This is a genomic window from Rhodoluna limnophila (genome assembly GCF_005845365.1).
Taxonomy (GTDB): domain Bacteria; phylum Actinomycetota; class Actinomycetes; order Actinomycetales; family Microbacteriaceae; genus Rhodoluna; species Rhodoluna limnophila.
Genome location: NZ_CP040509.1, coordinates 927654 through 942938, shown reverse-complemented (window position 1 = coordinate 942938; position 15285 = coordinate 927654). Strand labels below are relative to the sequence as shown.

Sequence of the window (15285 nt, the reverse complement as noted above, 5' to 3'; positions counted from 1 at the left end):
AATGGGGTTGTCGCACTCGCGGCTAAACTCAAACGTGATGAAGCAATCTGATGCAGAACAAAAGCGCCTCCAAATTCACGAATTTGAACAGCAGGCCCTACCACTCATGCCGCAACTTTACGGTGCAGCCTTGCGCTGGACTCGTAATCCATCTGACGCCGAGGATTTGGTTCAAGAGACCTTTGCCAAAGCGTTTGTAGCGTGGGCTCAGTACCAGCAAGGCACCAACCTAAAGGCCTGGCTGTACCGCATCATGACCAACACCCACATCAACTTGTACAACAAGCGGGCCAAAGATCAGGCCAAGGGTGGGTTAGACGAGCTAGAGGACTGGCAGCTCGGTTCAGCCGAGTCGGTCACAGCTCACTCGAGTCGGTCTGCCGAGCTCGAAGCCATTGACAATATGCCTTCAGAAACCATCAAGAAAGCACTTCACGCTATCCCAGATGAATTCAGAATGGTGGTGTACTACGCCGTAGTCGATGGCCTGCCTTATGCAGAGATTGCAGACATCATGCACACTCCAGTCGGAACAGTCATGAGCCGCCTTCACCGAGGTAAGAAGCTTCTTCGCAAGCTACTTGCTGAGTATGCGGTTCAAGAGGGCTACGACGTATCTGAATCCAACAAAGGGGAGGCCTCGAATGTCTAACTTCGATTGCCAAGAAACCAAGCGCCACGTGCACGAGTACCTGCACAACGAACTGAGTGGCCAGGACATCGATGACATTACTGCTCACCTCGCAAACTGCGATAGTTGTGAGACTGACTACGACCTTGAGAACCTGATCAACGGTGTTATTAAGGGCGCCTGCGATGAAGCCCCGCCTGCCGAACTTGCCCAGCGCGTGATGTCGCGCATCCGTGATATTCAGAATGGTGCGGCTCACTAAGCACGCATAAAAAGTTTTGCTAAACGAAAAATCCGCACCTAGGTGCGGATTTTTTTATTCTGGCTCTGGAAGCCCAAGCCACTCGTACCAGCCACGGTTTAACACAAGCCAGGCGATCAATCCGTGACCGATTTGCCCTGGTAATCCGTGTTCGGTGTTGGCAATTTCTTGATTCCAACCCTCGTGCTCAACGAGCGGTCTAAAGCAATCAACAAACGGGATGCCGCGTCTTGAAGCAACGTCCTCAAATCCAGAGGCTAGGTGCTCAATCTCGGAATTCAACTCAGGGTTGCGGTGAGGCGTTGGGCCAACCAGGAACGACTCAATACCTGCGCGCTTGGCCTCGTCAACGATAGTTGCGATGTTGAGGCGGCTGCGTGAGATTGAAATACCTGCGGCTGGATCCAAATTGTTGAGCGCAATAACCAGGCGGTTTTCGGTCTGGTCGCTAAACCGGCGTTGAACTTCCTGAGCCCAACGCTCAGATAGCTTGCTGGTTGTTTCGTCTGGGGCTGGCAAAGCAAAGATGTCAACCCTTGGCGAATTGGCTGGAGTTTTGGACGTTACGCGACCAACCCACCCCATTCCCTTAGGGTCGCCGGCAGCGGAAATTATCGAGTCGCCAAGAATGACGATTCTGATGTCTTTACGCGGCTCCTGCAGCATGCTTAGATCGAGAACGCTCTGGCAATAAGGTCAGCTTGCTCAACAGCGTGGCGCTTTGCAGAACCGGTTGCTGGCGATGCGCTAGCTGGGCGTGAAACCAACTTGGCTACCTTGCCATCCATGTAACGAGGCAAGAATAGACCGATGTAGGTCCATGGTCCCTGGTTAGCCGGCTCATCCTGTACCCAAACCAATTCTGCATTTGGATACTGTGCGTAGGTCGCCTTGATTTCATCAACCGGGGTTGGGTAGAGCTGCTCAACACGAACGATTGCGGTGGTGCCATCGTTGCGCTTTTGAGCCTCTGCCAATAGGTCCCAGTAGATCTTGCCTGAACAGAACAGCACTCGCTTTACTGCGTTTCTGTCGAGACCCTGCTGGTCATCAATTACCGGCTGGAAGGTTCCATTGGTGAAGTCCTCAACAGACGATGCTGCTGACTTCAAACGCAACATTGACTTCGGAGTGAACACAATCAGTGGGCGCTTCGGAGTCGAGTAAGCCTGGCGACGAAGGAGGTGGAAGTGAGATGCCGGAGTCGAAGGCTGAGCAACAGTCATGTTGTTTTCAGCACACAACTGTAGGTAGCGCTCGATTCGGGCTGATGAGTGGTCTGGGCCCTGGCCTTCGTAGCCGTGAGGCAGCAACAGAACTACACCGGAGTGCTGGTTCCATTTCTGCTCGGCTGATGAAATGAATTCATCGATGATGGTCTGCGCGCCGTTGGCAAAGTCACCAAACTGTGCTTCCCATAGAACAAGTGCATCCTTGTTTTCAACTGCATAGCCGTATTCGTAACCCATGGCCGCGTATTCGCTAAGCAGTGAGTCATAGATGTAGAACTTGGCTTGGTCAGCAGACAGGTTGCGAAGTGGCATCCACTCTTGACCGTTTTCGCGATCGTGGAACACAGCGTGACGCTGAACAAAGGTGCCGCGTCGACTGTCCTGGCCGGCCATGCGAACGGTTTTGCCTTCGATAAGCAACGAGCCTAGAGCTAGTAGCTCGCCGAAGCCCCAGTCGATGCCGCCTTCGCGGCTCATCTCAACACGCTTGGTCAGCAGCTGCTGAAGCTTAGGATGCACGTGGAAGCCCGGTGGCTGGTTGTTGTGGGCATCACCGATTTGCTCAACAACCGCGCGTGAAATTGCAGTGGCCTGCGCAACTCCGGTCTGGTCGCTTGCGGTGGTACCGATGCCAACTGGGCGCGACGGCAGAGCCGGTGCAGCGATCATGGCCTCGTGAACCTCGACGAATGCATTCTCAAGGCGGGTCTGGAAGCCAGCGTTTGCAGCTTCAAACTCTTCGTGAGTGATATCTCCGCGGCCAACAAGTGACTCTAGGTAGAGGGTGCGTACTGAACGCTTGGCCTCGATCAGGTTGTACATCAAAGGCTGGGTCATCGATGGGTCATCGCCCTCGTTGTGACCACGGCGACGGTAGCAAATGATGTCTAGAACGACATCTTTTTTGAATTCCTGGCGGAACTCAAAAGCTAGACGTGCAACGCGGACTACTGCTTCAGGGTCATCGCCGTTTACATGGAAAATTGGCGCCTGGATACCCTTCGCAACGTCGGTTGCGTAGACGGTAGAGCGAGACTCACCCGGAGGAGTGGTGAAACCAACCTGGTTGTTGATGACGATGTTGATGGTTCCGCCAGTTTTGTATCCACGCAACTGAGACATATTCAGTACCTCAGGCACTACGCCCTGGCCTGCAAAAGCAGCATCGCCGTGGATAACAACCGGAAGAACCGGGAAGCTGTTGTTGATGACAGAGTCGGTGCGGTCCAGCTTGGCGCGCACGATACCCTCGACCACCGGGTTTACAGCCTCGAGGTGAGATGGGTTGGCGGCAAGTGAAACTTTAACCTGCTTGCCGTCCATGTTGGTGAAAACACCCTCGGTGCCAAGGTGGTACTTAACGTCACCCGAGCCCTGAACTGTCTTGGTGTCGGTGTTACCTTCAAATTCTTTGAAGACCTGACCGTAGGTCTTGCCGGCAACGTTGGTTAGAACGTTTAGGCGGCCACGGTGAGCCATACCAATCACAACTTCTTCAAGCTGAGCATCGGCGGCCTCTTGCAAGATTTCATCTAGAGCTGCGATGGTGGACTCGCCGCCCTCAAGGCTGAAGCGCTTTTGCCCAACAAACTTGGTCTGCAAGAAAGTTTCAAAAGCCTCGGCTTCATTCAGCTTTTCAAGAATGCGCAACTGCTCGTCACGAGTCGGCTTGGCGTATGGGCGCTCAAGCTTGGACTGGAACCACTTGCGCTGGGCTGGGTCCTGAATGTGCATGTACTCAACACCAACGGTGCGGCAGTAGCTGTCACGCAGAATCTTGTAAATCTCGCGGAACTCAGCCTTGGCCTTGCCGCCAAAACCGCCGGTCTTGAAGGTTCGGTCCAGGTCCCAGAGGCTCAAACCGTGGTTCAAAATGTCAAGATCCTCGTGCGAGCGCTGCTTGTACTCAAGCGGATCAACATCAGCCATCAAGTGACCTCGAACGCGGTAGGCGTTGATTAGTTCCTGGATTCGGGTCTCTTTGGTGCGGTCGTCGTTTTCGTTTCGCTCGAAGTCGGTGACCCATTTGACCGGCTCGTAAGGAATACGAAGGTCGGCAAAGATTTCGTCGTAGAAGCCACGAGCGCCCAGTAGGAGTTCGTGGATCTTCTTGAGGAATTCACCTGAACCAGCGCCTTGGATAACACGGTGGTCGTAGGTTGAAGTTAGCGTGATGGTCTTGCTGACACCCAACTTTGACAGCTGAGCGTCAGACATTCCCTGGAACTCAGCCGGGTAGTCCAATGCGCCGGCGCCGATAATGCAGCCCTGGCCCTTCATTAGACGAGGTACCGAATGAACAGTTCCGATTCCACCCGGGTTGGTCAGTGAAACTGTTGAGCCGGCAAAATCACCGGCGGTCAACTTGTTGTCACGTGCCTTCTTGACCAGGTCTTCGTAGGCGCTTAGGTACTCGGCAAAGTTGAGTCGCTGAGCGCGCTTGATGTTTGGAACCAAAAGTGCACGGGTGCCGTCTTCTTTTGGAATGTCGATCGCGAGTCCAAAATTGATGTTCGCAGGCGTTACCGCAGCTGGCTTGTCATCGATGATGTCGTAGTAGACGTTTTGGCTTGGAAACTCTTTTAGAGCGCGGATGATCGCGTAACCGATGATGTGGGTGAAGGAAACCTTGCCGCCACGGGTTCGAGCCAAGTGGCTGTTGATCACAATGCGGTTGTCAATCAAAAGTTTGGCCGGAATAGTTCGAACCGAGGTTGCGGTCGGAACCTGAAGCGAAGCATCCATGTTGGTTGCTAGGGCCTTTGACATGCCCTTTAGAACGTTGACCTTGTCCTGTGCCTCTTCAGCTTCAGCGACCTGAGTAATAACTTCGGTAACCGGGGCCTGCGCTGGAATTGGCTGAGGGCGGGCCTCAACGCGGGTGGTTTTTGCCACTAGGGGAGCGGCTTGAATGGTCTGCGGTTCAGCTGGAATAACCTGCTGGGCGGCCGGGGTCGGCGCACTAACCTGCGGAGCGGCTGGACTTGCGCTCGACGCGGTGGCATGAGGTGTTTGGGTTGGGTGGTAGTTCTCGAGAATTGGCCACCAAGCCTTATCGACCGAATCGGGGTTCGACTGATACTGGGCGTACATTTCGTCCACTAGCCAGTCATTGGCTCCGAAATTGTTTTCGCCATTTGTGTTCTCAGCGTTGCCTGACAGAGAAACCACCTCTTTATGATTATCCGTTCGATGTGCAGGGTTAAGCCTACCGGCTTGAGTCTGCAGCAAATTGCGATTAACGGTGATTTGCCTAATGAATTGTGGCTTTTAGTCTGACTATGCTTAAAGCAATGGATAAAGCAGGTTCTGACCATAGTTCTTGGGGTGATTTACCCCGATGAACGATTGGCTCATGCTCGGCGTGGGGGTCCTGCTCACCATCGGAACCGGGTTGTTTGTGGCGAGCGAGTTCTCGCTGCTAAATGTTGAGCGCAATGATCTCGAGGCTCGGCAAAGTCGGGGCGAAAAAGGCCTTTCGGTATCAATTGCTGCGCTAAAAGTCACCAGCACACACCTTTCGAGTGCTCAACTCGGAATCACGCTGACCACCCTCCTGACCGGATTTGTTGCTGAGCCGTCTTTAACCAAACTGCTCACGCCTGCGTTCGCCGGCCTTTCACTTGAGCCGGGCGCGCAAAAAGCCCTATCGGTGGTTGCCGGAATGACCATCGCAACTATCTTCTCGTTCCTTATCGGTGAGCTGGTTCCAAAGAACATGGCACTCTCCAGCCCGCTTAAGGTCCTGAACTTTGTGGTTCGCTTTCAGGTAGCTTTCACTTGGTTATTCAGATTCATGATCCGGTTTTTGAGTGTTACGGGTGACCGGATCGTTCGACTGTTTGGAATTGAACCCAAAGAAGAACTGAGCTCGACCCGAACTGCAGAGGAGCTTTCCTCGCTGGTAAGGCGCTCGGCAAGCATGGGTGCGCTTGATGCGCAAACCGCCACGCTACTCACCAAAACCCTTGCGTTGAGTCAACTGGTCGCAGCCGACGTAATGACTCCTCGGCCACGAATGCACGTGCTTGACAAAGAGTCAAACCTTCAGGCGCTCATCGAGGCATCCATCAAGACTGGGCACTCTAGGTTCCCAATCTCAGACGGTTCGGCTGACGACATCATCGGTGTTGCTCACGTCAAGCAGGCAGCTGCAGTGCCACGCGAAAAACGTGCCGATGTGCCGGTCTCGGCCATCATGGCGACGGCGCTGCGCGTACCTGAGACCATGCGGTTAGAAACTCTGATGGTTGAACTGCGAGCCAAGGGGCTTCAGCTGGCCATCGTGGTCGATGAGTACGGAGGCACCGCCGGTCTTGCAACTCTTGAGGACCTTATCGAGGAATTGGTGGGCGAACTTGCCGACGAGCACGACCGAGCAAAAGCCGGTGTCACTCGGGGCGCAAACTCTTCAATCTTGTTCCCAGGCCTGATTCGCCCAGATGAACTGCGCGAGATGGCAATCAAGGTCCCTGCCGACGGCGCTTACGAGACCGTCGCAGGTTTCATGATGAGTGAACTCGGTCGTATTCCTGCCAACGGCGATGAAGTCCAGATTGAAGATGGCGTCTTGCGTGTAGAGCGTATGGAAGGCCGTCGAGTTGACCGAGTCAGGTTTACACCTACTGCCGATGCGGAGGTGAGAGAATAGTGAATTCTGACCTGCAGGGTTTGGTTTGGTTCGTAGTTCTATTGCTATCCAACGCATTTTTCGTTGGGGCTGAGTTTGCGCTGATCAGTGCGCGCCGAGCCCAGATTGAGCCGAGGGCAGAGGCCGGTAGCCGCCCAGCCAAAATCACGTTGCGCGCCATGGAGCGAGTCTCGTTGATGTTGGCCACCGCTCAGCTTGGCATCACAATTTCTTCATTGCTTATTTTGTTGATTGCCGAGCCGAGCATTCACCATCTCCTCGAATACCCTCTGCACTACCTGGGACTTAGCGACCAGCTAGTTTCAACGATTTCGTTCGCTATCACCCTTCTTCTGGTTACATATCTACACGTGGTGGTCGGAGAGATGGTTCCGAAGAACCTGGCAATTGCGCTTCCTGAACGATCGGCATTGATTTTGACTCCGGTGCTATACGGATTGGCAATGCTGGTTAAGCCTTTGGTCGGCAGCTTGAATGCAGTGTCTAATGCGATCTTGCGATTGTTTAAATTTGAACCAAAAGATGAGGCGACAAGCTCGTACACTCTCGACCAGGTCGAAGATATCGTGGAGCATTCCACTCGAGAGGGCGCGCTGTCAGATGTGAGCGGCACCCTGTCAAACACCTTCGAATTCACCGAAAAAAAGGTCATTGACGTAGCTATTCCGGTTGAGAAACTTGTTGCGTTTGCTACCAGCGTCACGCCGCGTGAGGTCGAGCAGGCGGTGGCCAAGTATGGATTCTCGCGCTACCCACTAACTGATTCCTCAGGTGAGCTGATGGGCTACCTTCACCTAAAGGACGTCATTGACCTTGAGCAGGATGAAATCGATGATGCCTTCCCGACCAAGCGCATTCGCTCGTTGATTTCTCTTCCGGCTTCAATGGAGCTTGAAGACGCTTTGGCCAGTATGCGCAGAGTTCACGCTCACATGGCTAAGGCATTCGATAAGTCGGGCAATGTTCTAGGTGTGTTGTTCTTAGAAGACATTCTTGAAGAGTTGGTTGGCGAAGTTCAGGACGCAACCACCAAGTAGTTAGAAACCGCCACGACGATACTGGTGAGGCCAGTAATCAAGTACTTCTCCAAGTTCGTGAGCGACACGTAGGGGCCAAGATGCATCTCGAAGGCTGGCGCGCCCAATCAGGACAACTTCTACTTTGCCGCCCGCGAGGATTTCTTCTGCCTGCAAACCGGTTGTGATTTGCCCCACAGCACCCACCGGTGCGGCGACTCTATCTGCGACATATTCCGCGATCGGAACCTGATAACCCGGTCCCGTTGGAATCTGAACGCCAGTAATTAGGCCACCGGTAGAAATATCGAATAGGTCTGCGCCCAACTCTGAGCACCAAGCAGCAACTCGGGATGTTTCGGCCTCGTTCCAGCCACCCTCCTTATAGTCGGTTGCCGAAAATCTAACCAGTATGGGTGCGTCTTCGCCGATGGCTGACCGGACACCCTTGACTACCTCCATCAGGAGGCGGGCACGATTTTCAAGAGAACCGCCAAAATCATCGGTGCGCTGATTAGTCAGAGGGGAGAGGAATTGGTGAAGGAGATAGCCATGAGCGGCGTGAATTTCTACGGCATCAAACCCGGCGGCAATTGCGTTTTTTGCACCGGCGGCAAATGCCTGAATAACCTCTTCGATTTCATTGAGGCTGAGCTCTCGAGGGGGCTCATACCCATCAAACGGAATCGCACTTGGGGCCACAGTTTGCCAGCCACCGTCTGCTTGCGGAACGCTACCTGAGCCTGACCATTCACGGTAGCTAGAACCTTTTCGGCCAGCGTGCGCCAGCTGGAGAGCTGATTTGGCTCCTTGCTCATGAATGAATTTGTTGACCCGCGCCCAAGCTTCAACCTGCTTTTGGCTCCATATGCCCGGGCACCAAGGTGAAATTCTTCCCTCTGGTGCAACCGCGGTTGCCTCGGCGATGATCAGTCCGGCACCGCCGGCGGCTCGAGCACCTAGGTGAACTAGGTGCCAGTCTGAAACCACTCCGTCTTTTTGCTCGCATGAGTACTGGCACATCGGTGCAATAAAAATGCGATTTCTAATTGTTAATTTGCGAAGAGTGAGTTCAGAGAAGAGTTTGCTCATGTGGTTAGTCTATTCAAATGGAGTCAACCCTAGACCGTGTGCTGCACGCCCCAAAAGTCAATGATGACAAGTATTCGCGGGGTGTAGTTGGTTTTGTGACCGGGTCGAATGAATACCCAGGCGCTGCCATTTTGGGTGTCACCGCAGCTATCCGAACCGGCATCGGTATGGTCAGGTACCTTGGCCCAGAAAAAATTACCACCCTACTAATTGAGGCTAGGCCTGAAGTTGTTTTTCAGCCGGGTCGGGCTCAAGCTTGGGTAGTGGGTTCGGGGGTCGATCCTGAGCTGAGTTCTGAGCAGGTGCGCCGAATTAAAGCACTTGCTGCGCAACCAGGGCTCTTAGTTGTAGACGCCGGCGCCCTAGAGGTTATCGATTTTGCTACCACTGTGGCAGGTTGCGTGCTGACCCCGCACGCCGGAGAAATGGTCAAACTCTTGGCTAGGTACGGTCAGCGTAGAGACCGAGCAGCTATTGAATCTAATCCGTCCGCGGCGGCATTGCTGGCGGCAAAACTTACCGGCCAAACTGTACTTCTGAAGGGCCCGGTTACCGTTATCGCAAGCTCGGAACGCTGCTTCGAGTGTGAGCCCGGACCAGCTGACCTAGCTACCGCTGGCACGGGAGACGTGCTCGCTGGAATAATCGGTGCTCTTTTGGCTAGCAACGCGATTGAGATTGTTACGGGTGAGCTTGCCGTGGTTGATGTTCTATCAGCGGCAGTAGAACTTCACTCGGCTGCTGCCCGATTGGCTGCGGAAAGCGGGCCGATTGGAGCCCTGGACGTGGCCGAGGGTGTTCGAGAGATTGTGCGGAGGCACCTTGCCTAATCGCAAATTTCTGACACTGTCCGGTTCATCGGTTTTCGTTCACGCCTTTTTGTTTGCTACCTCAGGGCTCTACGGCCGGGTTGCTCCGTTCAATGATGTTCTTCTTTATGGTTGGTGGCTCTTTGAAATGCAGGGCGGTCCGATTTTAGGCGTATCGGCTGACTGGGTTTATCCGTATCCGGCACTAGTACCGATTTTTGTGGCAACGGCTCTGGGCGGTGGCGTAAACATTCTGTTGGGATGGGTAATCATGATGGCCATTCTCAACACTCTGCTGATTGGTCAAATTACTGACTGGGGTCGCGGGCAATCGAAATCCTTTGTAGCCGCCTGGTTTTGGCTGGGTTTCTTATTTTTGCTCGGGCCGGTAGCGATTGGGCGAATCGATGCCGTGGCTACCGCGATTGCCGGATTTGGATTAGTGGCCTTCTCGAACGGAAAAATTCGCCAGGCTGTAACTTTCTTCACCCTGGGTGCCTGGGTCAAGATTTGGCCGATAGCAACGGCGCTGGGTCTGTTTTTGTCATCAAATCTCAAGAAAAATTTGCTACTGACGGCTTCTATTGCTGTGTCAGCGGTCTTGGCTATGGGCTTGCTTTTGGGCGGCGATTCATCGTTGCTGTCATTCGTGTCAACGCAGGGCAATCGCGGTATTCAAATTGAGTCGCCAATCGCGACTATCTGGCTTTGGGCCGCAAAACTCGGCACAGTCGGCGCCGGCATTTACTTCGATGATGTTCTGCTGACCAACCAGGTTTCGGGCGCGGGTGTTGCTGAGGTAGCAGCGCTCATGACTCCGGCCATGGCTGTCGCTATTGCCATAACTGCTTTGCTCGGATGGCGCGCTGCTCGTGCCGGGGCAGATTCAAGACAGCTTTTCGCAATTGTTTCACTGACGGCGGTTCTGGACTTGATCGTCTTCAATAAGGTCGGCTCGCCACAATTTATCGGCTGGCTTGCTGTGCCGATCATCGCGGTGATTATTTTTCAACTGCAGGGGTGGCGTGTGGCAATGGTTGGCGGCCTTGGTTTGGCGGCCCTTACCTACTTGATTTACCCGCTTTATTACCTAGACCTGATGGGTCTGGGGTGGCTGAGTATAGGTTTGCTTACCGTTCGAAACCTGGGCCTGATTCTGCTTTTGGTTTGGGCCAACCTAAAACTAGGTTCGTTGGCTAAGCCTCAAGAAGTTCGGTGATCATCGGTCCGACCACGTCGCGCTCGATCAAAAAGCCATCGTGACCGTAGGCCGATTCAATAGTTCTGAGTCCGCCACCAATCAATGGGCCACCGATGTGCTCTGCAATTAGGGCTTGGTCCTGAATCGGAAACAGTCGATCGGTAGAGATTCCGACCACAAGGCTAATGGCCTTGATAGTTGCCAGCGCCGCTTCCACGCCACCGCGCCCGCGGCCAACGTCGTGCGAGTTCATGGCCTCAACCAAGGTGATGTAGCTGTTTGCGTCGAAGCGTCGAGTGAACTTATTTCCGTGGAAGTCAAGGTAACTCTCGACTGCAAAACGGCCGCCGCCGCCCAGTGGGCTCACGCCAGATTGCCAGCTTCTTGCAAAGCGCTCATTTAGCTCGCCCGGTGAGCGGTAGTTGATGAGAGCCATTCGTCTGGCTAGTGCAAGGCCTCGGTGTGGGCCAAAGCCTGCCTTGGCGTCATAGTAGTTGCCGTCATTGAAGGCTGGGTCAGTCTTGATTGCCTCAACCTGCACCGAGTTCAGCGCAATCTGGTCGGCCGAAGAGACAGCAGGTGCAGCAATCACGGCAATCTTGCGTACTTCATCGGGGTAGGTAATCGCCCACTCAAGCACGTGCATGCCACCCATCGAGCCGCCGATGATGGCTGCCCATTTCTTGATGCCAATGGTGTGGGCAAATTCGTGCTGGGCGTGAACCTGGTCGCGAATCGTTAGGTATGGAAACAGCGCGCCGAACTCACGGCCGTTGGTGTCTAGTGACGAAGGTCCGGTAGTGCCCTGACAGCCGCCAAGAATATTTGGCACGACGACGTAGTACTTATCGGTGTCGATGGCTAGGCCAGGTCCGATTAGGTCGCTCCACCAGCCCTCGGTCGGGTGCTGCTTACTGGCTGGGCCAGCTGCGTGTGAATCGCCGGTGAGTGCGTGAAGCACCAGGATGGCGTTGGTGTGCTCGTGATTGAGCTCACCCCAAGTCTCGAATGCAATTCGAACAGATGGTAATACTCGACCGCTTTCAAGTTTCAGATTTGATAGCGGGGCAAACTGTCGATCTCCCGCTGGGTCGCCATCTCGCCATGCGCCAGTTGCGGGTGGGCGGCCGATTAGTTGTCGGCTCAGCTCATCCGTGATGAAAGACGATGGGACGGTGTCCTCAGGGGTTTGAAATTCCATAGAGGTTTAAGCCTATCGGCTCACTAACCCGGTTGCGGAGCATATGCTTGAACTATGTTTTTCGAGCAAATGCACCCAACTTGGCAGCAGGCACTGGCCACAAGCAAACCCTTGCTCGATGAACTTGAGCTAAAGGTAGCGGCTAGAGAAACTGAAATGGTTCCGGCCATGGTGCAGGTCATGAAGGCTTTTGAGATGCCGCTTGATCAGGTGCGGGTGTTGATTGTTGGCCAAGACCCTTACCCGACTGCCGGTCATGCCATCGGATTGTCGTTTGCGGTTGCCAATGACGTAAAGCTGCTCCCGCGCAGCCTCAAAAACATGATGATTGAGCTCAAAGATGATCTAGGTAAAGGCGTATCGAGCGAAGGCGACCTCAGTCGCTGGGTTAAGCAGGGTGTATTCCTTCTAAACCGTCACCTGACTACGGACCTGTCTGAACCTGGTGCCCACTCGAACCTAGGCTGGGCGCATTTCACCGACAGGGTGATTGCTGTGTTGAATCGGCAGGTTGGTAGAAATCTGGTTGCTATTTTGTGGGGTAATCAGGCTCAAGAATTAAAAGGTGCGCTGTGTGACTGCACCGTAATCACATCGGCCCACCCGAGCCCGCTCTCGGCTCGCCGCGGATTCTTTGGTTCAAAACCATATTCAACTGCAAATGCTGCACTCATCTCGGCTGGTATTTCGCCTGTCGATTGGTCCTGTTAGGAATTCGAATTGGCACTTGATTCAGAATCACGCTGGCGTCTAGTTCGACTGAAAAAAGCCAAGGGTGAAGTCCCGGAGTCAAATGAAATCACGATTCAGGCTGCGACTCTCCAAGACATTCCGCAATGCGCTGAGATTTACAACTATTACATTCGCAACAGTGTTGTCACCTTCGATGAAGACTCGATGACTGTCGAGCAGTGGCGAGAAAAATTTACTTGGCTGACCAGCTTGGGTATGCCTTTTTTGGTTGCCAAGTCAGCAGGCGGCCAGACTCTTGGATTTGCCTACGTGGGGCCGTGGCGTCAAAAGGCCGCTTACCGAAAGACGGTTGAAGATTCCATATATTTGCGCCCCGCAGCCATTGGTAAGCGAGTGGGTACGAAATTGTTGGGTGAGCTGATTGAGCAGTCGCGAGCAGCCGGTGTTAAAGAAATTGTCGCTGTGATCTCAGATAAAGGCGCCGAGTCGTCAATCGCTCTTCACGAGCGATTTGGCTTTAAACACCAGGGTCATCTCGGCAAGGTCGGTTTCAAGTTCGGCCGCTGGCTCGGAACCATCCTGATGCAAAAGAGCCTCTAGTTATTCAGCGCATTTTCAGTTTTGAGCCATAGTCTGGACTGATGAAGAGTTCGCGAACTGGTATTGCTGCAGTAATTGCGGCACTTATTGCCATTGCGACACTGGTGCCCGCTCAGGGCGCCCAGGCAGTCACCTACAAGGCAGCTAGCGCCGTGCGGGCTGTCAAGAGCGTTGATGCGTGGGCCAGCGATGCCCCGAGGGCTCCAAAGATCAAGCTTTCGTGGACCAAGCCGGCCTACACGTACGGCGCTGCAACCATCGGTTACGCAATCCAGGCAAAGACAAAGTACAGCGACTGGAAAACGATTGTTTCGAATACCAAGTCCACTGCGACGGTTGCCACTGTTTCTGAGGGTTTGGCAGTTGGCGTTAACAACTACTTCCGGGTGCGTGCAATCACCAAGCGGTATGCCAAAACCATGTGGGGCGCCTATTCGACAGAGGTTATTCGTAAACCTACGGCCAAGCCAACCAACCCAATTCTCCTTGGCGACTCGTCCATTGCGCCTGGAACATCAGGCACCTACGTGGCAGTTTGGCTGCCTCAAAATTACTCGCAGCGCGGTGGGCTCAACGTAACCTACACAGCCACCGCCTCGCTAAACGGCAATCAGGTGGCTACCTGCTCGGTCGCCAGGCTCTATTCAGATGAGGCACCGGTCAATTCTTGCGATCTAACCGGTTTGAGCGGCCAGTCGGTTTATCAAATCGCACTTCAGGTCAGCAACTATCGGGGAGTAGGCAGTAACACCGATGTTGCCCTGCCGGCAGACTCACTGTTCAGTCTCCAGTGGTACTTGGGTGCATCGAACGGAATCTCAGCAACCCGAGCCTGGACTGCCAGCAAGGGATCAACCAGTCTGGTAGTTGCTGTTCTGGACAGCGGAATCACCAGGCACACAGACCTAGACGGCCAAACTGTGGCCGGTTACGACTTTGTTGGAAACCGCGTAAGTGCACCCGAGGGCACCAAGGGCTGGTACCCGTCTGGTGACGGCGATGGCTGGGATTCGAACCCGACTGACCCGGGCAATCCATATGATGATCCGAACAATCCCGATGACGATGCTGAATGGCATGGAACTCACGTGGCAGGCATTATTGCCGCCAAGCAAGACACCTCTGGTGTCATTGGTGTTGCACCAAAGGTAAAGATTCAACCGGTTAGAGTTGTGGGCCCAAAGGTCGGCAACACCTGCGACTTGGCATACGCCATTCGCTGGGCAGCTGGCGTTGACTATGAACCCATTCCTGGATGCGAGAGCTTCTCTGGGGTGCCGGTCAACAAAACTCCAGCCCGTGTGATCAACATTTCTCTTGAGGCGCCTCTCAGCTGTCCCGATACCCTTCAATCTGCTGTGAATGCCGCCCAAAAGCGGGGGGTAATCATAGTTACTGCGGCAGGAAATGGTGATGAAAATGGAAATCCTGTTTCAAGTGCCGGCGTTTCGCCTACGAGTTGTATTGGACCTATCACTGTCGGTGCGAGCGACTTTGACGGCGACGCTGCGCCCTATTCAAACTTCGATGTTGACATCTCGGCTCCGGGCGGCACCTATGAAAACCCGAACGGGGCACCAAACTTGAGTCAGTTTGGATCGTTCAACGGCACGATATTGTCTACCTGGAATACCGGAACATCAGCGCAAGCAGCCGGCACCTACCTTGGTATTTCGGGAACCAGCATGGCAGCACCTGTAGTTGCCGGCATAGTTGCGCTGATGCTATCTGTACGCCCAAACGCAAATTATGACCAAGTCACCGATGCTCTGATGAGTTCGGCCAGGCCTTTTGAATCGGGCACGCTTTGCGCGACTTCGGGAAACTGTGGAACCGGTATTGCCAACGCTGCCGAGGCACTCAGGTACCTAATTTTCGACATCGGCTAGATAAGTGC

13 protein-coding genes are annotated in these 15285 nt (G+C 54.0%); 9 read left to right on the top strand and 4 right to left on the bottom strand.

Annotation, left to right across the window (positions count from 1 at the left end; all coding sequences use genetic code 11):
- The first annotated feature begins 37 nt into the window (after positions 1 to 37).
- The gene (locus FFA38_RS04595; RefSeq protein ID WP_253786221.1) at positions 38 to 652 is read left to right on the top strand and encodes a sigma-70 family RNA polymerase sigma factor; all 615 of its coding nucleotides are present in this window, start codon (positions 38 to 40) and stop codon (positions 650 to 652) included.
- The gene (gene rsrA / locus FFA38_RS04590; protein ID WP_138275614.1) at positions 645 to 893 is read left to right on the top strand and encodes a mycothiol system anti-sigma-R factor; all 249 of its coding nucleotides are present in this window, start codon (positions 645 to 647) and stop codon (positions 891 to 893) included. The genes FFA38_RS04595 and rsrA overlap by 8 nt, the downstream gene beginning before the upstream one ends.
- Positions 894 to 947: 54 nt before the next feature.
- Here rsrA and FFA38_RS04585 read toward each other — a convergent pair whose 3' ends face one another.
- A complete protein-coding gene (locus FFA38_RS04585) occupies positions 948 to 1559 on the bottom strand; it encodes a GDSL-type esterase/lipase family protein (protein WP_138315682.1) in 612 nt (203 codons plus the stop codon).
- A 2-nt stretch (positions 1560 to 1561) separates the two neighbouring features.
- On the bottom strand, positions 1562 to 5287 hold the full coding sequence (locus FFA38_RS04580; RefSeq protein ID WP_138316014.1) for a multifunctional oxoglutarate decarboxylase/oxoglutarate dehydrogenase thiamine pyrophosphate-binding subunit/dihydrolipoyllysine-residue succinyltransferase subunit: 3726 nt from the start codon (positions 5285 to 5287) through the stop codon (positions 1562 to 1564).
- Positions 5288 to 5465: 178 nt separating this feature from the next.
- Here FFA38_RS04580 and FFA38_RS04575 point away from each other — a divergent pair, with 178 nt between their 5' ends.
- Positions 5466 to 6776: a hemolysin family protein gene (locus FFA38_RS04575; RefSeq protein WP_138315681.1), complete on the top strand. Its 1311-nt coding sequence runs from the start codon at positions 5466 to 5468 to the stop codon at positions 6774 to 6776.
- A complete protein-coding gene (locus FFA38_RS04570; RefSeq protein WP_138315680.1) occupies positions 6776 to 7813 on the top strand; it encodes a hemolysin family protein in 1038 nt (345 codons plus the stop codon). Before FFA38_RS04575 ends, FFA38_RS04570 begins: the two co-directional genes overlap by 1 nt.
- Here FFA38_RS04570 and FFA38_RS04565 read toward each other — a convergent pair whose 3' ends face one another.
- The gene (locus FFA38_RS04565; RefSeq protein WP_138315679.1) at positions 7814 to 8884 is read right to left on the bottom strand and encodes an NADH:flavin oxidoreductase/NADH oxidase; all 1071 of its coding nucleotides are present in this window, start codon (positions 8882 to 8884) and stop codon (positions 7814 to 7816) included.
- 17 nt (positions 8885 to 8901) lie between these two features.
- Here FFA38_RS04565 and FFA38_RS04560 point away from each other — a divergent pair, with 17 nt between their 5' ends.
- Both FFA38_RS04560 and FFA38_RS04555 read left to right on the top strand, forming a co-directional pair.
- Positions 8902 to 9714: an ADP-dependent NAD(P)H-hydrate dehydratase gene (locus FFA38_RS04560; RefSeq protein ID WP_138315678.1), complete on the top strand. Its 813-nt coding sequence runs from the start codon at positions 8902 to 8904 to the stop codon at positions 9712 to 9714.
- Complete coding sequence (locus FFA38_RS04555; RefSeq protein ID WP_138315677.1) at positions 9707 to 10912, top strand: glycosyltransferase 87 family protein; 1206 nt, start codon at positions 9707 to 9709, stop codon at positions 10910 to 10912. Before FFA38_RS04560 ends, FFA38_RS04555 begins: the two co-directional genes overlap by 8 nt.
- On the opposite strand, the gene metX is transcribed toward FFA38_RS04555, so the two are convergent.
- Entirely contained in the window at positions 10890 to 12095 is a 1206-nt protein-coding gene (gene metX, locus FFA38_RS04550) for a homoserine O-acetyltransferase MetX (protein WP_138275607.1), read from the bottom strand. The two genes, FFA38_RS04555 and metX, sit on opposite strands and share 23 nt — an antisense overlap.
- Before the next feature lie 54 nt (positions 12096 to 12149).
- Here metX and FFA38_RS04545 point away from each other — a divergent pair, with 54 nt between their 5' ends.
- From FFA38_RS04545 to FFA38_RS04535, 3 genes are read left to right on the top strand one after another with little or no spacing between them, the layout of a single operon-like run.
- A complete protein-coding gene (locus tag FFA38_RS04545) occupies positions 12150 to 12806 on the top strand; it encodes a uracil-DNA glycosylase (protein WP_138315676.1) in 657 nt (218 codons plus the stop codon).
- Positions 12807 to 12815: 9 nt separating this feature from the next.
- Complete coding sequence (locus FFA38_RS04540; protein ID WP_138315675.1) at positions 12816 to 13388, top strand: GNAT family N-acetyltransferase; 573 nt, start codon at positions 12816 to 12818, stop codon at positions 13386 to 13388.
- A 41-nt stretch (positions 13389 to 13429) separates the two neighbouring features.
- Positions 13430 to 15277, top strand: coding sequence for a S8 family serine peptidase (locus FFA38_RS04535; protein WP_138315674.1), 1848 nt, complete (start codon positions 13430 to 13432; stop codon positions 15275 to 15277).
- Positions 15278 to 15285: the final 8 nt, after the last annotated feature.